General features: G+C 65.2%; 22 protein-coding genes and 1 pseudogene. 11 read left to right on the forward strand and 12 right to left on the reverse strand.

The genetic code is table 11. The features are described 5' to 3' along the window. Positions 1 to 101: 101 nt before the first annotated feature. A complete protein-coding gene (gene epsC / locus AC6H42_RS25265) occupies positions 102 to 1,031 on the forward strand; it encodes a serine O-acetyltransferase EpsC (protein WP_057155161.1) in 930 nt (309 codons plus the stop codon). On the opposite strand, the pseudogene AC6H42_RS25270 reads toward epsC, so the two are convergent. The 5 genes and pseudogenes from AC6H42_RS25270 to AC6H42_RS25290 all read right to left on the reverse strand — a co-directional run. Then, positions 1,028 to 1,327: pseudogene (locus AC6H42_RS25270) on the reverse strand (5,10-methylene tetrahydromethanopterin reductase); the annotation flags it as partial. The gene epsC and the pseudogene AC6H42_RS25270 sit on opposite strands and share 4 nt — an antisense overlap. 222 nt (positions 1,328 to 1,549) lie before the next feature. Continuing rightward, positions 1,550 to 2,413 carry a MetQ/NlpA family ABC transporter substrate-binding protein gene (locus AC6H42_RS25275; RefSeq protein WP_497549232.1) on the reverse strand — a complete coding sequence of 288 codons (864 nt, stop codon included), beginning with the start codon at positions 2,411 to 2,413 and terminating at the stop codon, positions 1,550 to 1,552. 15 nt (positions 2,414 to 2,428) lie between these two features. Beyond that, entirely contained in the window at positions 2,429 to 3,091 is a 663-nt protein-coding gene (locus AC6H42_RS25280; RefSeq protein WP_057155155.1) for a methionine ABC transporter permease, read from the reverse strand. Further along, the gene (locus AC6H42_RS25285) at positions 3,084 to 3,917 is read right to left on the reverse strand and encodes a methionine ABC transporter ATP-binding protein (protein WP_057155153.1); all 834 of its coding nucleotides are present in this window, start codon (positions 3,915 to 3,917) and stop codon (positions 3,084 to 3,086) included. The genes AC6H42_RS25280 and AC6H42_RS25285 overlap by 8 nt, the downstream gene beginning before the upstream one ends. A 10-nt stretch (positions 3,918 to 3,927) precedes the next feature. Then, a complete protein-coding gene (locus AC6H42_RS25290; RefSeq protein ID WP_497549233.1) occupies positions 3,928 to 5,106 on the reverse strand; it encodes an acyl-CoA dehydrogenase family protein in 1,179 nt (392 codons plus the stop codon). 205 nt (positions 5,107 to 5,311) lie between these two features. On the opposite strand from AC6H42_RS25290, the gene ssuE reads away from it, so the two are divergent. The 8 genes from ssuE (at position 5,312) to AC6H42_RS25330 (ending at position 13,012) form a co-directional block, all read left to right on the forward strand. Next, a complete protein-coding gene (ssuE, locus tag AC6H42_RS25295) occupies positions 5,312 to 5,977 on the forward strand; it encodes an NADPH-dependent FMN reductase (RefSeq protein WP_082551781.1) in 666 nt (221 codons plus the stop codon). A gap of 34 nt (positions 5,978 to 6,011) precedes the next feature. Next, entirely contained in the window at positions 6,012 to 6,989 is a 978-nt protein-coding gene (locus AC6H42_RS25300) for a sulfonate ABC transporter substrate-binding protein (protein ID WP_497549234.1), read from the forward strand. Positions 6,990 to 7,007: 18 nt separating this feature from the next. Beyond that, the gene (gene ssuD / locus AC6H42_RS25305) at positions 7,008 to 8,150 is read left to right on the forward strand and encodes an FMNH2-dependent alkanesulfonate monooxygenase (protein ID WP_497549246.1); all 1,143 of its coding nucleotides are present in this window, start codon (positions 7,008 to 7,010) and stop codon (positions 8,148 to 8,150) included. 1 nt (position 8,151) lies between these two features. Beyond that, positions 8,152 to 9,051, forward strand: a complete 900-nt coding sequence (gene ssuC, locus AC6H42_RS25310) for an aliphatic sulfonate ABC transporter permease SsuC (protein ID WP_497549235.1) — start codon at positions 8,152 to 8,154, stop codon at positions 9,049 to 9,051. An 11-nt stretch (positions 9,052 to 9,062) separates the two neighbouring features. Beyond that, complete coding sequence (locus AC6H42_RS25315; protein ID WP_497549236.1) at positions 9,063 to 9,956, forward strand: ATP-binding cassette domain-containing protein; 894 nt, start codon at positions 9,063 to 9,065, stop codon at positions 9,954 to 9,956. Positions 9,957 to 10,176: 220 nt separating this feature from the next. Continuing rightward, complete coding sequence (locus AC6H42_RS25320) at positions 10,177 to 10,743, forward strand: YceI family protein (protein ID WP_057155143.1); 567 nt, start codon at positions 10,177 to 10,179, stop codon at positions 10,741 to 10,743. 77 nt (positions 10,744 to 10,820) lie between these two features. Beyond that, positions 10,821 to 12,593 (forward strand): amidohydrolase, encoded by a 1,773-nt coding sequence (locus AC6H42_RS25325; protein ID WP_057155141.1) that lies wholly within the window; start codon positions 10,821 to 10,823, stop codon positions 12,591 to 12,593. Continuing rightward, positions 12,590 to 13,012, forward strand: coding sequence for a DoxX family protein (locus AC6H42_RS25330; RefSeq protein WP_057155139.1), 423 nt, complete (start codon positions 12,590 to 12,592; stop codon positions 13,010 to 13,012). The genes AC6H42_RS25325 and AC6H42_RS25330 overlap by 4 nt, the downstream gene beginning before the upstream one ends. 85 nt (positions 13,013 to 13,097) lie before the next feature. On the opposite strand, the gene AC6H42_RS25335 is transcribed toward AC6H42_RS25330, so the two are convergent. From AC6H42_RS25335 to AC6H42_RS25345, 3 genes are all read right to left on the reverse strand, one after another. Further along, on the reverse strand, positions 13,098 to 14,153 hold the full coding sequence (locus AC6H42_RS25335; RefSeq protein WP_497549237.1) for an alkene reductase: 1,056 nt from the start codon (positions 14,151 to 14,153) through the stop codon (positions 13,098 to 13,100). Positions 14,154 to 14,188: 35 nt separating this feature from the next. Then, positions 14,189 to 14,491, reverse strand: a complete 303-nt coding sequence (locus tag AC6H42_RS25340) for an ArsR/SmtB family transcription factor (RefSeq protein WP_057155137.1) — start codon at positions 14,489 to 14,491, stop codon at positions 14,189 to 14,191. Between the two features lie 105 nt (positions 14,492 to 14,596). Next, positions 14,597 to 14,956 (reverse strand): DUF1304 domain-containing protein, encoded by a 360-nt coding sequence (locus AC6H42_RS25345; RefSeq protein ID WP_057155135.1) that lies wholly within the window; start codon positions 14,954 to 14,956, stop codon positions 14,597 to 14,599. Between the two features lie 67 nt (positions 14,957 to 15,023). Here AC6H42_RS25345 and sugE point away from each other — a divergent pair, with 67 nt between their 5' ends. After that, positions 15,024 to 15,338, forward strand: a complete 315-nt coding sequence (gene sugE / locus AC6H42_RS25350; RefSeq protein WP_057155133.1) for a quaternary ammonium compound efflux SMR transporter SugE — start codon at positions 15,024 to 15,026, stop codon at positions 15,336 to 15,338. Here the strand turns inward: sugE and AC6H42_RS25355 are convergent. After that, positions 15,335 to 15,658, reverse strand: coding sequence for a putative quinol monooxygenase (locus tag AC6H42_RS25355; RefSeq protein ID WP_057155131.1), 324 nt, complete (start codon positions 15,656 to 15,658; stop codon positions 15,335 to 15,337). The two genes, sugE and AC6H42_RS25355, sit on opposite strands and share 4 nt — an antisense overlap. Positions 15,659 to 15,770: 112 nt before the next feature. Further along, on the reverse strand, positions 15,771 to 16,733 hold the full coding sequence (locus AC6H42_RS25360) for a M14 family metallopeptidase (protein WP_057155128.1): 963 nt from the start codon (positions 16,731 to 16,733) through the stop codon (positions 15,771 to 15,773). A 71-nt stretch (positions 16,734 to 16,804) separates the two neighbouring features. Here AC6H42_RS25360 and AC6H42_RS25365 point away from each other — a divergent pair, with 71 nt between their 5' ends. Further along, the gene (locus tag AC6H42_RS25365) at positions 16,805 to 17,983 is read left to right on the forward strand and encodes an acyltransferase family protein (RefSeq protein WP_497549238.1); all 1,179 of its coding nucleotides are present in this window, start codon (positions 16,805 to 16,807) and stop codon (positions 17,981 to 17,983) included. 153 nt (positions 17,984 to 18,136) lie between these two features. On the opposite strand, the gene AC6H42_RS25370 is transcribed toward AC6H42_RS25365, so the two are convergent. Both AC6H42_RS25370 and AC6H42_RS25375 read right to left on the reverse strand, forming a co-directional pair. Then, positions 18,137 to 18,607: a hypothetical protein gene (locus AC6H42_RS25370; RefSeq protein ID WP_497549239.1), complete on the reverse strand. Its 471-nt coding sequence runs from the start codon at positions 18,605 to 18,607 to the stop codon at positions 18,137 to 18,139. A 70-nt stretch (positions 18,608 to 18,677) separates the two neighbouring features. After that, a complete protein-coding gene (locus tag AC6H42_RS25375) occupies positions 18,678 to 19,556 on the reverse strand; it encodes a pirin family protein (protein WP_157200911.1) in 879 nt (292 codons plus the stop codon). Position 19,557 lies beyond the last annotated feature (1 nt).

Genomic DNA, 19,557 nt, shown 5'->3' on the forward strand with positions numbered 1-19,557 from the left:
CGATATGCGTATTTTGCATATCGAACGGCGAAATAATTCCTTCGCTTTGCGGGGGCGGGTGATTATGCTCCCAAGGCTATAACATTGTTTTTTGAGATCCCATGACTATCGATACTTATGACGGCACCGGCGTGCGTCCTCCGCACTGGAATTTGGGACCGGTGATCGAGCAGCTGCGCATCTCGCGCGAGGCGACGCACAATATCCGCCACCAGGGCCGGGTGCGCGAGCTGCCGTCGCGCGAGGCGCTGACCACCATCGTCAATGGCCTGTCGGCCGTGCTGTTCCCCACCCACTACGGCCGGCCCAACCTCACCGACGAGAGCATCGACTACTTCGTCGGCGACACGCTCAACACCACGCTGAACCGCCTCACCGAGCAGGTGCGGCGCGGCTTGCAGTTCCGCGAGCAGTCCAACCACAGCAGCGAGGAAGCGCTGACCGAGCAGGCCAACAACATCACGCGCGAGTTCGCCGCCGGGCTGCCCGGCATCCGCGCGCTGCTGGTGTCGGACGTGCAGGCCGCGTTCGCGGGCGACCCCGCCGCCACGTCGGTGGCCGAGATCATGCTGTGCTACCCGGGCACCATCGCCATCCTGCATTACCGCCTGGCGCACCTGCTGCACCAGCTGGGCGCGCCGTTCATCGCGCGCTTGATCTGCGACATCGCGCACTCCAAGACCGGGGTCGACATCCACCCGGCGGCGCAAATCGGCGCCAGCTTCTTCATCGACCACGGCACCGGCGTGGTGATCGGCGAAACCGCGATCCTGGGGCAGGGCGTGCGGCTGTACCAGCACGTCACGCTGGGCGCCAAGCGCTTCCCGGCCGACGCCAACGGCGCGCTCATCAAGGGAACGCCGCGCCATCCCATCGTCGAGGACGACGTGGTCATCTATGCCGGCGCCACCATCCTGGGCCGCATCACCATCGGCGCCGGTTCCACCATCGGCGGCAATGTGTGGCTCACGCAGAGCGTGCCTGCCAACAGCAACGTGTCCCAGGCGCAGATGCGCAACGACTGCCGCTAGGGCGGCGACGGCAGCCGGCTCCCTGGCTTTTGCCGCAGCGTGCCCGGCGCGTACTCGCGCTGGTAGCGCCCGCGGCGCTGCAGTTCGGGCACGCTGCAGTCCACCACGTCCCGCATCGATTCGTGCGCCACGGCGAACGCCAGGTTGAAGCCGTCGATGCCGGTGTCGTCCTGCCAGCCCTCCAGCTGGTCCGCCACCCGGCGCGCATCGCCCAACAGCACCGGGCCGCGCCCGCCCAGGCCAATGAACCCGGCAGCCTCGCGCACGGTCCATTTGCGCTCCGGGTCGGCCTGGCTGAAGGAAGCCAGCGCCGCTTGCACATCGCCCTGGCAGACGTCGTAAACGCCCAGTACGTCGGCCAGGAACACGGCGTCCAACCGGCCCGCTTCCAGCAGCCGCGCCAGTTCGGTGCTACGGTTCGGTGTAGCGGTGGCTGGTGTCGCGCGGATGGGTCCACAGGCAGGGCGATTGGTGTCCCACCGTGTTCATCTGGAACGCGTTGAAGCGGATTTGCTTGCTCACTTTGCCTCGAGCGCCAGCTGGTAGTCGGTCTTCGAGTAGTCGGCAAAGTGCTTGTTCGTCACGGCAAGGAATTCGCGCGAGCGGTAGGCCGCTTCAAGGTCCTTGGCGAACTGCTTGTCCTTGTCGGCGGTGCGCACCGCCACCAGGTTGATGTAGTTCGGCGAGATTGTCTCCGTTACCAGCGCTTCCTTCAGCTTCAGGCCGGAAGCCAGTGCGTAGTTGCCGTTGACGAAGGAGTAGTCGGTATCCTGCAGGGAGCGCGGCAATTGCGCGGCTTCCAGCGGCACCAGCCTGATCTTCTTGTTGTTGGTGGCGATGTCCTTCTCCGAAGCGCGGATCGGATCGGTGCCGCTGCGCAGCTTGATCCAGCCCAGCTGATCCAGCAGCACCAGCGCGCGCGCCTGGTTGGCCGGGTCGTTGGGCAGGGCCACCGTTGTGCCTTCCCTGGCGTCGTTCAGGGTCTTGTGCTTTTTGCTGTAGATGGCGATGGGCGCGGTGGGAATGGTCACCAGCTCGCTGAGCGCCAGTTTGTGCTCGCTGGCGAACTTCTTCAGGTAGATGATGTGCTGGAAAACGTTGGCGTCCAGCGAACCTTCGGCCAGTGCGAAGTTGGGCTGGATGTAGTCGTTGAACTCAACCAGCTTGACCTTGTAGCCCTGTTTCTCGAGGATGGGCTTGATGCCCAGCTTGATCTGGTCCGCGTAGGGGCCGGCGCTGGTGCCGATTACGACTTCCTTGGGATCTCTGGCGTTGGCGGGCGCGGAGGCCAGGCCGGCAGCCAGGCCGGCGCTGGCCAGCACGGCGATGCTGACGGCGCGAAGGATCAGGGTGCGGCGGCGGGCGTGGTGGAAAGTGGTCATGGGTACTCCTTTGGATTAACGTTTGTCGAGCCGGCGCGCGATGCGGTTGCCGGTGAACTGGATGGTCTGGACGATGAGGATCAGCACGGCGACCGTGGCGATCATGATGTCGGTTTCGAAGCGGTAGTAGCCGTAGCGGATGGCGAGGTCGCCGATGCCGCCGCCGCCCACCACGCCCGCCACGGCGGAATAGGACAGGAAGCTGATGGACAGCACGGTGAGCGCCAGCACCAGGCCGGAACGGGCTTCCACCAGCAGCACGCGCAGCACGATCTGCAGTTCGGACGCGCCCATGGCGTGCGCCGCTTCGAGCACGCCGCGCGGCACTTCGCGCAGCGCCTGTTCGACCATGCGGGCGAAGTAGGGGATGGCCGCGAAGGACAGCGGCACGGCGGCCGCCAGCGGGCCGATCGAGGTGCCGGCGATGATGCGCGTCAGCGGTACCAGCGCCACCAGCAGGATGATGAAGGGGAAGGAGCGCACCGTGTTGACGAACCAGCCCAGCAGCAGTGAGGCAGGCCTGTTCTGCAGCGACTGGCCGTCGGCTACCAGGAACAGCAGCACGCCCAGCGGGCCGCCGATTACCACGGCGGCGGACAGGCCGATGCCCAGCATGGTGAGCGTCTGGCCCAGCGCGGTCCACAGCTCGGGCAGCAGGGTGATGATTTTCTCAAGCATGGGCGGCCTCCTGGCGGAGGGCCGCTGCCGCTGTTGCTGCCGCGGTTGCTGCTACGGGACGCAGGCTGGCGAGTTCGCGGCCGAGGGCCGTCTGGCGGACTTCGCTGCCGTTGAGCGAGAATTGTTCGGCGATGGCGCCATCCTCGATCACGGCCACGCGGTCGCAAATGGCGTCCAGCACGGAAAGTTCGTGGCTGACGATGACGATGGTGACGTCCAGCCGCTGGTTGATGTCCTTCAGCGTGGCGAGCAGGGCGCGCGTGGTCTCCGCGTCCAGCGCCGAAGTAGGCTCGTCGCACAGCAGCACCGCCGGTCCGCTGGCCAGCGCCCGCGCAATGGCAACGCGCTGCTTCTGCCCGCCCGACAGCTGGGCCGGATAACTGTCGGCCTTCCCGCCCAGTTCCACCAGCTCCAGGCAGTCGCGCACGCGCGCCGCGATTTGCGCCGCGTTGCGTCCGCCGTGGATGCGCAAGGGGAAGGCCACGTTGTCGAACACGCAGGCGTTCTGCAGCAGGTTGAACTGCTGGAAGATCATGCCGATGTTCTGCCGTGCCTCGCGCAGATCGCGCTTGCCCAGCGTGGTCAGCTCGCGGCCATCGACCGTCACGCTGCCGCCGTCCGGCCGCTCCAGCAGGTTAATCAAACGCAGCAAGGTGGACTTGCCGGCGCCGCTCTTGCCTATCAGGCCAAAGATTTCGCCCTCGCGTACTTCCAGCGACACGTTTTTGACGGCGTGGAATTGGCCGCCCTTGGGAAGGGCGAACGTTTTGCTGGCGCCACGGATCTGTATCAGCGGCGCGCGGGGGACTTGCGTGGTTTTCGTCATGAAGCTCGTTTCAGGAATAGGCGCTTGGTTCAGGAAGCGCGCCTTGCAACGCAAAGCGCCCCAGGTCGCGGTACTTGTAGTCGACCGGATCGCGCAAGGTATGCACGCGCGCATTGCGCCAGTAGTGGTCGAAGCCATATTTGGACGAGGTTGAACGCGCGCCGGTCAGCTCGAACAGCTGGCTGCTGATCTCGCCCCCGGCCTTGTGCGCCAGCACCTTCGCTTCCGCCACGGCGACCGCCAGTTCGCCGCGCGTGCGCGCGCTCACTTGCGCGCCTTGTGCGAATACCCGGTCCAGCTCTTGCGCGGCGTGGTCCGCCAGCACTTGGGCCGGCCGCAGCAGCGTCCACAACTGGCCGTAGCGGTGCTGCACCAGCGGGTCGTCGCTGGCGGACGGCACGCCGGACTGGAGCCACGGCCGCGCCTCGTCGTTGGTGTAGCGGCGCGCCGCCTCGAACGCGCCTTCGGCGATACCCAGATAGAGATTGGCCATGATCAGCTGCGCGACCTGCGAACGCAGCGTGGCCTGCGGCGTGGGCGTCTGGCCCGGAGCCTGTAGCACCAGTTCCTCCGGCAGGCGCACGCCGTTGAATGAGACGTTGCCGCTGTCGGCCTGGCGCTGGCCGAAGGCGTCCCAGTCGGCCTGCACGCGCAGACCTTCCTGGCGCGTGGGCAGCACCGCGATCAGCGCGCTTTGCGTGGGCGCGTGCCAGGCCGACAGCGTGAGCCAGTCGGAGCCGGCAGAGCCGGACGCAAAGCTATTCAGGCCATTCAGCTCGTAACCGCCGCGAGTTTCCGCTGCTGTGGTGCGCTTGTCCAGCGGATTGAGGGCGTTGCTCCAGAACAGATTCTGTTCGACGGTGTCCGAGAGCAGGCGGCGCTGCTGCTGCGCGCTGCCGGATAGCCTGATGCCCGCCAGTTGCAGGTGGTGGAAGCCGAAGACATGGGCCAGTGCGCTGTCGGCGCGCGCCAGGACGCGGATCACCTGGCAGACGGTGCTCCAGCTTGCGCCTTGGCCGCCATGCTCCTTTGGAATGGACAGCGTGAGCAGGCCTGAGGCGCGTATCCATTCGCGTTCGGTGGCGGCATGGCCACCGGCGCGGTCGCGCGCGACGGCGCTTTCCGCCAGCCGGGCGGCCAGGGCCGAGGCGACTGCGATAGGGTCTTCGGCGAAGAAGGGTTCATCCATGGTACAGATCCATGATACGGATTCCGGTGGTATCGATGCGGACCAGTATCGCACCGGGATTGCGACGCCGTACACGAAGAAATCCGGCTTTCAATATGCGGAAACGTCATGCGGCGGAAACCAAATATCGATGCGCAAAACAATTCGTTCTGCTTTCAGGCGGACGGCCGTAGTCTGAAAAAACCATCCAGACACGGGGAGAAAAATGAGCATCCTACTTCTTGGCGGCAGTCCAGCGCTTCCTTCCAGTTCGAGCCGGCTGCTGCTGCACATCGGCGACAAGCTGGCGGTGCACGGCCATCAGCTGCAGCGGGTGCATGTGCGCGACCTGCCGGCGCAGGCCTTGCTGCATGCCGAAATCGGCGATGAAGGCGTCCAGCGCGCCATCCGGGCGGTGGCCTCCGCCCAGGCCATCGTGATCGCCACGCCGGTCTACAAGGCTTCTTACTCGGGCGTGCTGAAGGCTTTCCTGGACCTGCTGCCGCAGGACGGCCTGGCGGGCAAGGTGGTGCTGCCGATCGCCACCGGCGGCACGCAGTCGCACATGCTGGCGCTGGACTACGCGCTGCGGCCGGTGCTGCATGCGCTGGCCGCGAAGCAGGTGTTGACCAGCATCTTCGCCACCAGCCAGCAGCTGGTTTGGCAGGATGAGGAAGGGCTGGCCCTGGCGCCGCCGATTGCGGTGCGCGTGGCCGCCGGCGTGGACGAGCTGGTGGCCGCGCTCGCGCCGCTGGGCCGCCCGCGCGCCGTCGGCGGCGCCGCTGCGATCGGCCTGGGCGGGCACGCCGCGCACGGCGTCCACATCGCAAACGGCGCCCCGGTGCGCACCTTGCAAGAGCATCCGTACACGCCTGCGAGCCAGGCAGCATAAGAACAAAGAAAAAAGACAGAAGCGAGAAAACTACATGAGCAATCAACACAAGCGCGCCGCCCGCCGCCGCACCCTGGGCTACCTGTTCGCGGGCGCCGCCTGGGCGGCCGTGGCCGGCCTGCCGGGCATGGCCCAGGCGCAGGCTCGCCCGGTGCTGCGCATCGGCTACCAGAAATACGGCACGCTGACGCTGCTGAAAGGGCGCGGCACGCTGGAAAAGCGCCTGGCAGCCAAAGGCGTGGACGTGAAGTGGACCGAGTTCCCCGCCGGCCCGGTGCTGCTGGAAGGCCTGAACGTGGGCAGCATCGATTTCGGCACGGTGGGCGAAGCGCCGCCGATCTTCGCGCAGGCCGCCGGCGCCAACCTGGTCTACGTGGGCAACGAGCCGCCGTCGCCGTCCAGCGAGGCCATCGTGGTGCCCAGGGACTCCAGGGCGCGCAGCCTGGCCGACCTGAAAGGCAAGAAGATCGCCCTGAACAAAGGCTCCAACGTCCACTACCTGCTGGTGAAAGCGCTGGAGAGGGCCGGGCTCGCGTACAAGGACGTGGAAGTGGTATTCCTGCCGCCGGCCGACGCGCGCGCCGCCTTCGAGCGCGGCAGCGTGGACGCCTGGGCGATTTGGGACCCGTTCCTGGCGGCAGCCGAGAAGCAGCTGGGCGCGCGGGTCCTGGTGGACGGGCAGGGCCTGGTCGCCAACCACCAGTTCTACCTGGCGGCGCGGCCCTACGCCGAAACGAATCAGGAAATCGTCCGTATCGTCATCGATGAGCTGGCCAAGGTGGACCAATGGGGCGTGAAGAACCAGAAGGAAGTTGCCGCCATCCTGGCCGTGCAGACCGGCCTGGATACCGGCGTGGTGGAGCTGGCGGCATCGCGCTACGCCTACGGCGTGAAACCGGTGACGCCGGAAGTGATCGCCGCGCAGCAGAAGGTCGCGGATGCGTTCGCGGGCCTGAAGCTGATACCCAAGCCGATCGCCGTCAAGGATGCGCTGCTGCCGTTTAAGCTTTAAAGAGGATTTGCAATGCCGTTGAATATTTTCTGGTTCATTCCCACGCATGGCGACAGCCGCTACCTCGGTACGTCCAAGGGCGCGCGTGCGGTCGATGCGGACTATCTGCAGCAAGTGGCCGTGGCGGCCGACACGCTCGGCTACGACGGTGTGCTGCTACCCACCGGCCGTTCCTGCGAGGACGCGTGGGTGGTGGCGTCGTCGCTGATCAACGTCACTAAAGAGCTGAAGTTCCTGGTGGCGGTGCGTCCCGGCCTGTCCACGCCCGGCCTGGCGGTGCGCATGGCCTCCACTTTCGACCGGCTGTCGAATGGCCGCCTGCTGATCAACGTGGTCACCGGTGGTGACCAGGGCGAGCTGGAGGCCGACGGCCTGTTCGCCGACCACGCCAAGCGCTACGAGATCTCCGATGAGTTCATCCGCGTGTGGCGCGCTTCGCTGGCGGGCGAGGGCGGCGACGCGGGTTACGATTTCGAGGGCAAGCATATCCAGGTGAGGGGCGCGCGCACTCTGTATCCGCCGGTGCAGAAGCCGTATCCGCCGCTGTACTTCGGCGGCTCGTCCGAACCGGCGCACGACCTGGCGGCGGAGCAGATGGATGTGTACCTGACGTGGGGCGAGCCGCCCGCCGCCGTGGCCGATAAGATAGCCGATATCCGCGCACGCGCCGCCAGGCACGGCCGCACGGTGCGTTTCGGCATCCGCCTGCACGTGATCGTGCGCGAGACCAATGAGGCGGCGTGGCGCGCGGCCGAGGAGTTGATCAGCCATCTGGACGATGAGGTAATCGCCAAGGCGCAGGCGGCGTTCAGCAAGATGGACTCGGTAGGCCAGCGCCGCATGGCCGAGCTGCATGGCGGCCGGCGCGACAAGCTGGAAGTGTCGCCCAACCTGTGGGCCGGCGTGGGCCTGGTGCGCGGCGGCGCGGGCACCGCGCTGGTGGGCGACGCCGAGACGGTGCATGCCCGCATCCAGGAATACGCGGACCTGGGCATCGATACCTTCATCTTCTCCGGCTATCCGCACCTGGAAGAGTCGTACCGCTTCGCGGAGCTGGTGTTTCCGCTGCTGGGCAAGGGCAAGGCCGCCACCGAGCAGTCGCTGAGCGGACCGTTCGGCGAAATCATGGCCAGCAATATCCTGCCGAAGAAGGCGGCCTGACATGGCGCACACCGGGGAGCGCGCCGACACTTGCTCATCCTGCGACGCCGTGCCGGCCAGCGGGCGCCCGGCCGCAGCGGGCTGGCTGGCGGCCTTTCTGGCGCTGGCGCGCGGCGCGCTGAAGGGGAGTGGCCCTGCGGCCGCGCGGCGGGTGCCCGCACTCGCGCCTTGGCTGCTGCCGGTGGGGCTGCTGCTGTCATGGGAAGTGTCGGCCCGCATGGGCTGGCTGTCCAGCCGTGTGCTGCCGGAGCCGTGGTCGGTGGCGCAGGCCTTCTGGACGCTGGCGGTCTCCGGTGAGTTGTGGACGCACCTGCGCACCAGCCTGTGGCGTGCCGGCACCGGCTTTGCGGTTGGCGCCGGGGCCGGGCTGGCGCTGGGACTGCTGACCGGCAGCTTCCGCCGGGCCGAAACGCTGCTCGACACCACGCTGCAGATGATACGCAACATCCCCGCGCTGGCGCTGATACCGCTGGTGATCCTGTGGTTCGGGATCGACGAGACGGCCAAGCTGTTCCTGCTGGCGGTGGGCGTGTTCTTCCCGGTCTACCTGAATACCTTTCACGGAATCCGCTCCACCGACCCGGCGCTGATCGAGATGGCGCGCAGCTATGGCGTGGGCGGCTGGGCGCTGTACCGCGACGTGATCCTGCCCGGCGCGTTGCCTTCGATACTGGTGGGCGTGCGTTTCTCGCTTGGCCTGGTGTGGGTGCTGCTGATCGTGGCCGAGACCATTTCGGCGCAAGCCGGCATCGGCTACATGACCATGAACGCGCGCGAATTCCTGCAAACGGACGTGGTGCTGGTCGGCATATTGCTGTACGCCTTGCTCGGCAAGCTCGCCGACCTGGCCTCGCGCGCCATGGAGAAGCACTTCCTGCGCTGGAATCCCGCCTACCGTTGACAAGGAGCGCCATGCTGCCCGCACCCACTTACTTTGAATCCGACCTGCTGGCCGATGTGCAGGAACGCGCCTTGCCGGACGAGGTCCGGCCGCAGCCGCGGCAGCAACGGCAACCGGCGGCGCGCGGCGCACCCGGACGCACGGGCGTCGCCGTCGGCATCTCGGCGCTGAGGAAGTCTTACGGCGCGCGGGAGGTGCTGCGCGGCGTGGACCTGCAACTGCAGGCGGGGGAGTTCGTCGCCATTGTCGGCCGCAGCGGCTGTGGCAAGAGCACCTTGCTGCGCGCGCTGGCGGGCCTGGAGCGTGCCGACAGCGGCGATATCGGCTTCGGCGCCGCCGGCAACCGGGCCGAGGACGACAGCGCCGGCCTGCGTTCGGCGCAGCTGCGCATCATGTTCCAGGAAGCGCGCCTGCTGCCCTGGAAAACCGTGGTGGAAAACGTGGCGCTCGGCCTGCCGCACGCGCTGAACGCCGCTGCCGCCGCGCTGTCCACGGTCGGCCTGGGCGAGCGCGCCGACGACTGGCCGTCGGCCTTGTCCGGCGGGCAGAAGCAGCGCGTGGCGCTGGCGCGCGCGCTGGTGCACCAGCCGCAAGTACTGCTGCTGGACGAACCGCTGGGCGCGCTGGACGCGCTGACCCGCATTGAAATGCAGCAGCTGATCGAATCCCTGTGGCTGGCGCGCGGCTTCACCGCCGTGCTGGTGACGCATGACGTGAGCGAAGCCGTGGCCCTGGCCGACCGCGTGCTGCTGATCGAGGATGGCGCCATTGCGCTGGACCTGGCGATCGATCTCCCCCGTCCCCGCGCCGCCGTGCGCACCGCTGGACACGACGGCGGTGCCGCCGCCGCCTTTGCCGCGTTCGAGCAGCGCATTCTCTCGCACGTACTGCGCGCACAAGCCTGAGTTAAAGATGCTACCTTTGGCAGATGGGCGCTGCGTGCGCCCATCTGTACACTGCGCACATGATTGCTTCAGTCTACGCGACTATGATCGATTTTTTCGATAATAAACCGGTATATTTTCCGTTTTACAATCGATTTGTGCCAGCGCATAATCGCCTTCAATCACAAAGATCACGGGCAACCAGCCCGTTCCGATAATCATTACCGACTGGAGTCTTACTATGAAAAAAATCGTTGCTCTGCTGATCGCCGCTGGCGTGTCCATGGCTGCCAATGCTGCACCGGAAACCTACGTTCTGGACGCTGCCCACACCGCGCCGCGCTTCGAGTACTCGCACTTCGGCTATTCCAACCAGGTCAGCCGTTTCGATAAGACCGAAGGCAAGATCGTGATCGACAAAGCGGCGAAAACCGGCTCGGTGGACGTGACCATCGACACCAAGTCGGTCAACACCGGCTTCCCGCTGTTTAACACCCACATCCAGGGTGCGGACTTCCTGGACACCGCCAAGTTCCCGGCCATCACCTACAAATCGACCAAGGTGAACTTCGCCGGCGACAAAGTGGCTTCGGTGGACGGCAACCTGACCATCAAAGGCATCACCAAGCCGGTGACCCTGACCGTGACCTCGTTCCAGTGCATGCCGCATCCGATGCTGAAGAAGGACGCCTGCGGCGCCAACGCCGTCGCCAAGATCCTGCGGTCCGACTTCAACGCCGGCAAATACGCCCCGCACGTGGGCGATGAAGTAACCCTGACCTTCGCCATCGAAGCGATCAAGGAATAAGTATTTGAAGTAAGCAGTAAAGCAGTGCCGGCCGGCCGCCATTTTTGATGTGCCCTAGAAAAAACAAGGACTACAACATGAATCCGGTATTCACCAGGCTGGTGCTGCCTGCGGCATTGTCCGCGGCGTTCCTCACGCCGGCCTTCGCGGCCGACCTTATCATCACCAACGGCAAAGTGGCCACCATGGTCAAGGAGGGCAGTTTTGCCCAGGCCGTGGCGATGAAAGACGGCAAAATCGAAGCCGTCGGCAGCAATGCCCAGATCCTCAAGCTCAAAAAAGCCAACACGCAAGTGATCGACGCCGGCGGACGCACCGTCATTCCCGGCCTGAACGACTCGCACCTGCACGTCATCCGCGAAGGCCTGAACTATAACGCCGAGCTGCGCTGGGACGGCGTGACCTCGCTGAAAAAAGCGATGGAAATGCTGAAGGAGCAGGCCGCGCGCACGCCGGACGGCGCCTGGATCAAGGTGGTGGGCGGCTGGAACGAATTCCAGTTCGAGGAAAAGCGCTTGCCGACGCTGGAGGAAATCAACGCCGCCGTGCCGGACAAACCGGTCTTCCTGCTGTACCTGTACGGCCTGGGCTTCCTGAACCAGAAGGGTATCGAGACCCTGGGCTACAACAAGGACACCAAGTTCAAGGACGGCGTGGTGGAGCTGGACGCGCAAGGCAAGCCGACCGGCAAGCTGATCGCCAAGCCGAACGCGCTGATCCTGTACACCACGCTGGCCAAGACCAACGTGCTGCCGCGCGACCAGCAGATCAACTCCACGCTGCACTACTACCGCGAGCTGAACCGCCTGGGCGTGACCAGCGCGATCGACGCGGGCGGCGGCGGCCAGAACTTCCCGGACGACTACGGCGTGACCGTCGAGCTTGCCAAGGACGGCAAGCTGACCGTGCGCACCTCCTACTACCTGTTCGCGCAAAAGCCGGGCAAGGAACTGGAAGACTACCAGCGCTGGCTCACGCTGACCAAGCCGGACAGCAACCAGCACATGTTCTATGCCAACGGCTACACCACCGAAGGCGCAGGCGAAAACCTGGTCTGGAGCGCGGCCGACTTCGAGAACTTCCTCGAACCGCGTCCCGACATGCCGGAGCACATGGAAGGCGAACTGGAAGCCGTGCTGCGCCTGCTGGTGAAGAACCGCTGGCCGTTCCGCATCCACGCCACCTACGGCGAATCGATCGACCGCGACCTGGCGGTGATCGAGAAAGTGAACAAAGAAATGCCGCTGAAAGGCCTGCGCTGGTTCTTCGACCACGCTGAAACCATCAGCGACGCGCAGCTGGCGCGGGTGAAAGCGCTGGGCGGCGGCATCGCCGTGCAGGACCGCATGTACTTCCAGGGCGAGCACTACTGGAAGCAATACGGCGCCCAAACCCGCCAGATGCCGCCGATCCGCAAGATGCTGGAGATGAAAGTGCCGGTCGGCCTGGGCACGGACGGCACCCGCGTGAGCAGCTACGGCCCGTGGCCGTCGGTGTACTGGGCGGTGACGGGCAAGACCGCCGGCGGCCTGAGCCTGTGGCAGCCGAAGGACATCCTGAGCCGCTACGAAGCACTCAAGCTGATGACCAGCGGCAGCGCCTGGATGAGCGGCGAAGAAAAGGTCAAGGGCACGCTTGCCAAGGGCCAGTACGCCGACCTGGTGATTTTGCCGCAGGACTACTTCAGCATGCCGGTAGAGCAGATCAAGAACCTGGAAAGCGCGCTCACCGTGGTCAACGGCAAGGTGGTGTATGCGGGCAAGGAATTCGGCCAGTACGCGCAGCCGGTGCCGGACGTTTCGCCTGACTGGAGCCCGGTCAAATACTACGGCGGGTACCAGAACAAATGACGGCGCAAAAGACGGCGCTGCTGCGTAGACTGATTGGCCCCTTCATGCCCGATGCGGGGCTGCTGTTTGCCCGCATCGCGGGGGCGGCCCTGCTGCTGCACGTGCACGGCGTGCCCAAGATCGTGCACTACCAGCAAGAGCTGGCGCACATCGACGACCCGCTAGGCATGGGGCGCGCGCTCACCCTGTGGTGCGCGCTGTTTGCCGAGGTGGTGTGTCCGGTGCTGATCGCGCTGGGGCTGTTTACCCGCCTGGCGGCATTGCCGGTGGTGTTCCTGCTGGCCGTGTCCATGGTGCTGGTGCACCCGGACTGGAGCATTGCAGAAGGGCAGTTCGGCTGGCTGCTGGTGATCGTGTTCGGCACCATCGCGCTGGCCGGCGCTGGACGGTATTCGGTTGACGCCAAGCTGGTGGGCTAGATGAGGCCGGCGCCTTACGGCGCCGGTAGATGCCGTAGGGCGGGTTAGCGGCGCAGCCGCGCAACCCGCCGGAACCGCCGATGGCTTACGCCAGGGCAGGGTAGTCCGTGTAACCTTCCGCCGTCGAATGGTAGAAGGTTTCCGGACGCTGCGGATTCAGCGCCGCGTCCTGCCGCAGGCGCGCGGGCAGGTCGGGGTTGGCGATGAAGTCCTTGCCCCAGGCCACCGCATCGGCGGTGCCCGCCGCCAGGATGGCGTTGGCCGTAGCCTTGTCCATCTTCTCATTGGCGATGTAAATGCCGCCGAATGCTTTCTTCAGCAGCGGCCCCAGGCTATCCTCGCCCACCGCTTCGCGCGCGCAGATGAAAGCGATGCCGCGCTTGCCCAGCTCGCGCGCCACATAGCCGAAGGTCTCGGCCGGGTTGGAATCGCTCATATCGTGGGCGTCGCCGCGTGGCGCCAGGTGCATGCCGACACGGCCCGCACCCCACACCTCGACCACGGCGTCGGTCACTTCCAGCATCAGGCGGGCGCGGTTCTCGATCGGGCCGCCGTAGGCGTCGGTGCGCTTGTTGGTACCGTCCTGCAGGAACTGGTCCAGCAGGTAGCCGTTGGCGCCGTGGATCTCCACGCCGTCAAAACCGGCCAGCTTGGCGTTTTCCGCACCCTTGCGGTAGGCGGCCACGATGCCCGGGATTTCTTCCAGGTCCAGCGCGCGCGGCACCGGATACTCGCGCTGCGGGCGCAGCAGGCTGACATGGCCCTTGGCCGCGATGGCGCTTGGCGCCACCGGCGCGTCGCCGTTCAGGAAGCTCGGGTCCGAAATGCGGCCCACGTGCCACAGCTGCAGGAAGATCTTGCCGCCGGCCGCGTGCACCGCGTCGGTGACCACTTTCCAGCCCGCAACCTGTTCATCGGACCAGATCCCCGGCGTGTCCGCGTAGCCCACCCCCTGCGGCGTGACGGCGGTCGCTTCGCTCAGGATCAGGCCGGCGGAGGCGCGCTGCACGTAGTATTCCGCCATCAGCGCGTTCGGCACGCGGCCGCCGCCCACGGCGCGGGCGCGCGTCAGCGGCGCCATGATGACGCGGTTGTTCAGGGTCAGGTCGCCGATCTTGATAGGGTCAAACAGGTTAGCCATGGTTATCTTCCTTGAGTTGCCGGGCCGGTCATTGATTACAGGCCCTGGTTCATATGGTCGATAAAGCCCTGGATCACGTCGTCGTTGCGTTTGAAGAAATTCCACTGTCCCACCCGCTGCACCGTCACCAGGCCTGCTTTTTGCAAGGTCGCCAGGTGGGCCGACACGGTCGATTGCGACAGGCCGGTGCGCTGGTCGATCAGGCCCGCGCAGACACCGAAGGTCAGCGGGTGGGCCTGGTCGGCGAAATAGGCTTCCGGCTCCTTGAGCCAGGCCAGGATCTGGCGCCGGACCGGATTGGCCAGCGCCTTGTGGATTGCGTCGATGTCAATGTCCATATTGGGCTTTAGCGATACTCGCATCTATAAAATCCGATGCGTATATCGGTATTCTACGATATAAAGAAAAAACGTGCTGGCGGCACGTCGGCAACTCAAAGAAGGTCAGGCCAGCTGGAGCAGCAGCAGGGCGATCCCCGCCGGCACCGTCTGCACGAACAGGATGCGGCGCGCTACCGTGGCCGCGCCCCACACACCCGCCACCGCCACGCAGCACAGGCCGAACACGGTGAAAGCGCGCGCCGTGGCCGGGTCCGGGTGCAAAAATCCCACCGCCAATGCGGCCACCAGGAAACCGTTGTAACAGCCCTGGTTGGACATGGCCGGCTGCACGATCTCCGCCTTTTCGGCGCTCAGGCCGAATACGCGGCGGCCGCGCGTGCGGAACAGCACCGTCTCCAGCAGCACAATATAGACGTGGATCAACAGCACCAGGCCGGTGACGACTTGTGCAATGAATATCATCGGGCGTCCTTTTCATGATGGAAATGTTGCAATGATATACTGCGCGCTGGCCCGATAAGGAGAGAAAATGGCGTGGATGTTCCTGTTTGTTGCCGGACTGCTGGAGATAGGCTGGGCGGTCGGCCTGAAATACACGGAAGGCTTCAGCAAGCTGGTACCGTCGGTGCTGACCCTGCTGTCCATGGGCGGCAGCATGGCGCTGCTGGGCCTGGCGCTGCGCGATTTGCCGCTGGGTACGGCTTACGCCGTGTGGACCGGCATCGGCACCGTGGGCACGGCGCTGTTCGGCATCCTGGTGCTGGGCGAACCAGCCGGCGTGCTGCGGCTGGTCTGCATCTCCATGATTACCTGCGGCATTCTGGGCCTGAAACTGGCGCACTAAGCGCTGCGGCCCGGATACGAAGCGACGATATCGAGGAAATCGATGGTGCGCTCCTTCGCCAGCAGCTCGGGCAGCAAGGCCTCGTACTGCACACGGTAGTCCTTGGCCAGGTGGGTGCCGAGGAAGAAGTCGCGGCTGCAGCCCCAGGTTTCGTACAGCACAAAGGTGTTGCGGTCGTTGGCATCCTCATGCACCCAGGTGTTGATGAAGTCAGGCTCCTGCGCCATGCGGTTCACGACATTGAACAGTTCGGCGCGAAAACGCTCGCGCACTTCGGGTTTGGCGGTCAGGCGGACGATGAAGGCAGTTTGATCGGACATGATGGTTTCCTGTGGAGGGGTGAATGAAACCCAGTATAGAAGCCATCAATATCCGAATCAACGCACGGACTCGGAAGGAATTATTCAGGAAAACTGAACGCCTAGCCTTGCCTCAGAAGCCTGCCGGATTAGCCTTCGCCAGGTAGTACCACTCGGCGTTTGCGCGGGCGTTGGTGTCCGGGAACAGCACGATAGCGTCCTCGGACGCCAGCACCGGCGTGCCGTCCGCGCGGCGGCCGATCTCATCGCCCTTGGCCACGCGGTCAAAGCTCGACCACACGCGGCTGAACTTGTCGGCCGCATCCTGCTTGTCATGCACTTCCACCATGCTCAGGTACTCGCTATCCTCCGGCGCCAGCGGCACCGGCTGCGGCGCATCGATCAAGCCCAGGAAGGCGAGCGTGTTCATGATGGCGCGGTACGCCACTTCCGGCGCCTGCGGATCGGCGTGCTGGCCGCACTCCAGCGTCAGCGCGTAGCCGCCAGTGGAGCGCATGTACTCGGTGGTGCCCACGCCATAGCGCAGCACGGTCTCCAGCTGCGAATCATCGCGCAGGCGGCGCTGCACGCCGGCGCCGTAAGTCGCCATCCAGCCATCGACAAAACGCTTCACGCCCAGGCGGCGCGCCAGCGCGCGTTCCTTCTCCTCGTGCTGGAACGGCTGCAGCTTGCCATCGTTGTTGCGCGGGCCGACCATCACGAAAGGCTGGCTCTGCGCGTTAAACGAATGCAAATCCAGCAGCACCTCGTGCTGGCCGAGCAGCGGGCACAGCCAGTTGGCGATGCGGTCCTCGAAATCCTGCGGGTTTTCGTTGGGGAACAGGTTGCGGTTCAGGTTGCGGTCGCCCGAGCGCTCGCCCTTGGCGTACGCCAGCGGATTGACGATGGGCACGAACGTTACCATGCCGTTCAGGATGCGCAGCTTGCCGCTGTCGATCTCCTCCATCACGCGGGAGATGCCCTTGGTCCCACAGGTCTCGTTGCCGTGCACGGCGCCGGTGATAATTACGCGCGGGCCCTTGCCCTGGCCGGTATAGTTGACGGATTTAAAATGCAGATCGCTTGCTACAGTCATGCTGGTTCCCCGAAACTGATGAATGGCCGTTATTCTAGCGGGGATTCAGCCGTTCGCCCTTAAAATAGCATATGAAATCCATAACCCGAATTCATGGTTTAGACACGCTGCGCGCATTAGCGATCGTGCTCGTGTTCATGAACCATTACGTCCTGTTCGTCAGCAACCGCGCGCCGTTCGGCTTCTGGGGAGAGATTGGATGGACCGGCGTCGACCTGTTTTTCGGGCTGTCCGGCTACCTGATCGGCAACCAGATCTTCAGCGCCATGCGCAGCGAAGGCGGTTTTTCGCTGCGCACGTTCTACATCCGGCGCTTTTTGCGCACCTTGCCCGCGTTCTACGCGGTGCTCGCCCTGTACGCCTTCTGGCCCTGGTTCCGCGCCGGGCTGACGCTGCCGCCGCTGTGGCAATTCCTCACCTTCACGCAAAATTTCAATCTCACCCCCGGCACCGCGTTCTCGCACGCCTGGTCGCTGTGCGTGGAAGAACAGTTCTACGTGCTGCTGCCGGCCATCGCGCTGCTGATCGCCGCCATGCGGCGCTCGCTGGCGTGGGCCTGGGTGGCGGTCGCCGCCAGCTTGTTGGGCGGCATGGCCATCCGCAGCTACCTGTGGCAGACCCAGGTGGGCAACAGCGACGGCGGCTTCCCGTACTACAACGTGATCTATTACTCCTCGCTATGCCGCTTCGACGAGCTGGTGGCCGGCGTGGCGCTGGCGCTGCTGAAAAACCACCACGCCGGCGCATGGAGCAAGCTCACCGCGCACGGCAACTGGGCGCTGGCGGCCGGCATGGCGGTGGGCGGCACGGCGCTGTACCTGTTCGCGGAAGACCATTACGGCTACGGCATGACCGTATTCGGCTACCCGCTGCTGGCGCTGGGCGTCACACTGCTGCTGATCGCCGCGCTCAGTCCCGGCTCGCTGCTGGAAAAGACGCCGATACCTGGCTTCGGCAAGCTGGCGCTATGGTCCTACGCCATCTACCTCACGCACAAGCAGCTATTCCTGCTACTCAAGCCCGAGCTAGCCCAGCACGGCATCAGCGTCGCCAGCTGGAGCGGGATCGGCATCATGACAGCGATCAGCCTGCCTGCCGGTTGGCTACTCTACGCCGCCATCGAAACCCCGTTCATGAAATTGCGCGACCGCTACTGCCCCGTCAAGCGAGCTGAGCCGCATGCCCCCACATCGGGGTCAGACCCCGACTCCGCGAAATGCGGCTCAGGTCGCTTGTCAGAAATGGCTTAAAGAGTAGGAATTTGCGGACGCGGAGACCATGTTGCGAATCGATCCTCCGCCGGTTTTGCCCGTGGTGCGGCACTGATCTGGTGCCTGGCAGACTCTGCACCAACCTCGGGGTCTGACCCTGAAGTGGGGAAAATGCGGCTCAGGCTGGCGGGGCTATTGCCGCATTTCGATGACGTCGTAGGGCGATTGCATGCTGTTGAGGAATTCGAGCAGGCTGCGTACGCGGGCGGGGGCTTCGTCGTCGCGGGTGCTGTCGATGGCGCGGCGCAGGCCGGGCATCGCTTCCATCGTGTGGGGACTTTGGTAGGCCTTGATCAGCAGGGCGGCCAGTTGCGCCGCTTCCTTGCCATGGTTGTGCCGCAGCCGCGATTCGATCACGCCCAGCAGCGCCCGCTGCATGCCGGGTGTGGGCGCGGTGATGTGCATGAATACCAGCGGTGTGTTGCCGATGGCCTCGCAGATGCGGCGCTCCATTTCGTCCGCCTTCACGTCCGAGGCAATGTCGAAATACGCGGCGTTCCAGCGCGTGCGCGCGTGCGCATGCCCGGGTGGGAAGGAGTCGGCGGTGTCGAAGCCGCAAATACGGCTCAGATGTTTGAGCCAACCGATGAGTGGGGATGTCATGGCGGCATTTTAGCGGAAAATGGGAACAGCCCTGGGGGTCTTGCTCCCCCAGCGGCTGGTTTGATGGTTGCTAAGCGTGCGCTTCCTCGCCCAGCTTGCCGGCGCGGAAGTCTTCCACCGCCTGCATCAGCTCGGCCTGGGTATTCATCACGAACGGACCGTACTGGGCGATCGGCTCGTTCAGCGGCTTGCCCGCAATCAGGATGAAGCGGCTGTCTTCGGCCGCCTGCACCGTCACGCCGTCGGCGCCGGCGACGTTTTCCAGGATCGCCATGCGGCCACTGGCCACCGGCTTGCCGCCGATGTGCACGCCGCCGCGATAGGTGAACACGAACGCGTTGTGCCCGGCCGGGATCTGCTGGCTGAAGCTGGCGCCCGCCTTCAGTTCCACGTCGATGTAGATCGGTTCGGTCACTTCACGCTGCACCGCACCGGCCACGCCGTGGCTGCTGCCGGCGATCACCCGCACTTGCGCCCCATCCGTGCTGAACGACGGCACTTCGCCGGCGTTGAAGTCGCGGTACCACGGGTCGCGCATCTTGTCCCTGGCGGGCAGGTTCAGCCACAGCTGGAAGCCTTCCATGCGGCCTTCCTCTTGCTCCGGCATCTCGGAGTGGATCACGCCGCGCCCGGCCGTCATCCATTGCACGCCGCCGTTGGTCAGCAAGCCTTCGTTGCCGGCGCTGTCCTTGTGGCGCATGCGGCCGGTGAGCATGTACGTGACCGTCTCGAAGCCGCGGTGCGGGTGCTCGGGGAAGCCGGCGATGTAGTCGTTGGCCGAGTCGCTGCCGAAGTTATCCAGCATCAAAAACGGGTCGAGGCGGCGCTGCAAAGGCTGGGTGAGGACACGGTTGATCTTCACGCCCGCGCCATCCATCACGGCCTGGCCGTTGATGATGCGCTCCACGCCGCGCGATTGCTGCACGCTTTCCTTGGTTACTTGTGTCATT

The organism is Massilia sp. NBRC 108631, from assembly GCF_059704565.1.

Excerpts from the sequence above, each read along its gene's own strand:
- AC6H42_RS25280 (WP_057155155.1), bottom strand. The coding sequence starts at position 3,091 with ATGCTTGAGAAAATCATCACCCTGCTGCCCGAGCTGTGGACCGCGCTG.
- AC6H42_RS25320 (WP_057155143.1), top strand. The coding sequence starts at position 10,177 with ATGAAAAAAATCGTTGCTCTGCTGATCGCCGCTGGCGTGTCCATGGCT.
- ssuC (WP_497549235.1), top strand. The coding sequence starts at position 8,152 with ATGGCGCACACCGGGGAGCGCGCCGACACTTGCTCATCCTGCGACGCC.
- AC6H42_RS25290 (WP_497549233.1), bottom strand. The coding sequence starts at position 5,106 with ATGGATGAACCCTTCTTCGCCGAAGACCCTATCGCAGTCGCCTCGGCC.
- AC6H42_RS25365 (WP_497549238.1), top strand. The coding sequence starts at position 16,805 with ATGAAATCCATAACCCGAATTCATGGTTTAGACACGCTGCGCGCATTA.
- AC6H42_RS25300 (WP_497549234.1), top strand. The coding sequence starts at position 6,012 with ATGAGCAATCAACACAAGCGCGCCGCCCGCCGCCGCACCCTGGGCTAC.
- epsC (WP_057155161.1), top strand. The coding sequence starts at position 102 with ATGACTATCGATACTTATGACGGCACCGGCGTGCGTCCTCCGCACTGG.
- ssuE (WP_082551781.1), top strand. The coding sequence starts at position 5,312 with ATGAGCATCCTACTTCTTGGCGGCAGTCCAGCGCTTCCTTCCAGTTCG.
- AC6H42_RS25285 (WP_057155153.1), bottom strand. The coding sequence starts at position 3,917 with ATGACGAAAACCACGCAAGTCCCCCGCGCGCCGCTGATACAGATCCGT.
- AC6H42_RS25345 (WP_057155135.1), bottom strand. The coding sequence starts at position 14,956 with ATGATATTCATTGCACAAGTCGTCACCGGCCTGGTGCTGTTGATCCAC.
- AC6H42_RS25375 (WP_157200911.1), bottom strand. The coding sequence starts at position 19,556 with ATGACACAAGTAACCAAGGAAAGCGTGCAGCAATCGCGCGGCGTGGAG.
- AC6H42_RS25315 (WP_497549236.1), top strand. The coding sequence starts at position 9,063 with ATGCTGCCCGCACCCACTTACTTTGAATCCGACCTGCTGGCCGATGTG.
- AC6H42_RS25360 (WP_057155128.1), bottom strand. The coding sequence starts at position 16,733 with ATGACTGTAGCAAGCGATCTGCATTTTAAATCCGTCAACTATACCGGC.
- AC6H42_RS25355 (WP_057155131.1), bottom strand. The coding sequence starts at position 15,658 with ATGTCCGATCAAACTGCCTTCATCGTCCGCCTGACCGCCAAACCCGAA.
- AC6H42_RS25370 (WP_497549239.1), bottom strand. The coding sequence starts at position 18,607 with ATGACATCCCCACTCATCGGTTGGCTCAAACATCTGAGCCGTATTTGC.
- AC6H42_RS25335 (WP_497549237.1), bottom strand. The coding sequence starts at position 14,153 with ATGGCTAACCTGTTTGACCCTATCAAGATCGGCGACCTGACCCTGAAC.
- sugE (WP_057155133.1), top strand. The coding sequence starts at position 15,024 with ATGGCGTGGATGTTCCTGTTTGTTGCCGGACTGCTGGAGATAGGCTGG.
- AC6H42_RS25325 (WP_057155141.1), top strand. The coding sequence starts at position 10,821 with ATGAATCCGGTATTCACCAGGCTGGTGCTGCCTGCGGCATTGTCCGCG.
- AC6H42_RS25330 (WP_057155139.1), top strand. The coding sequence starts at position 12,590 with ATGACGGCGCAAAAGACGGCGCTGCTGCGTAGACTGATTGGCCCCTTC.
- AC6H42_RS25275 (WP_497549232.1), bottom strand. The coding sequence starts at position 2,413 with ATGACCACTTTCCACCACGCCCGCCGCCGCACCCTGATCCTTCGCGCC.
- AC6H42_RS25340 (WP_057155137.1), bottom strand. The coding sequence starts at position 14,491 with ATGGACATTGACATCGACGCAATCCACAAGGCGCTGGCCAATCCGGTC.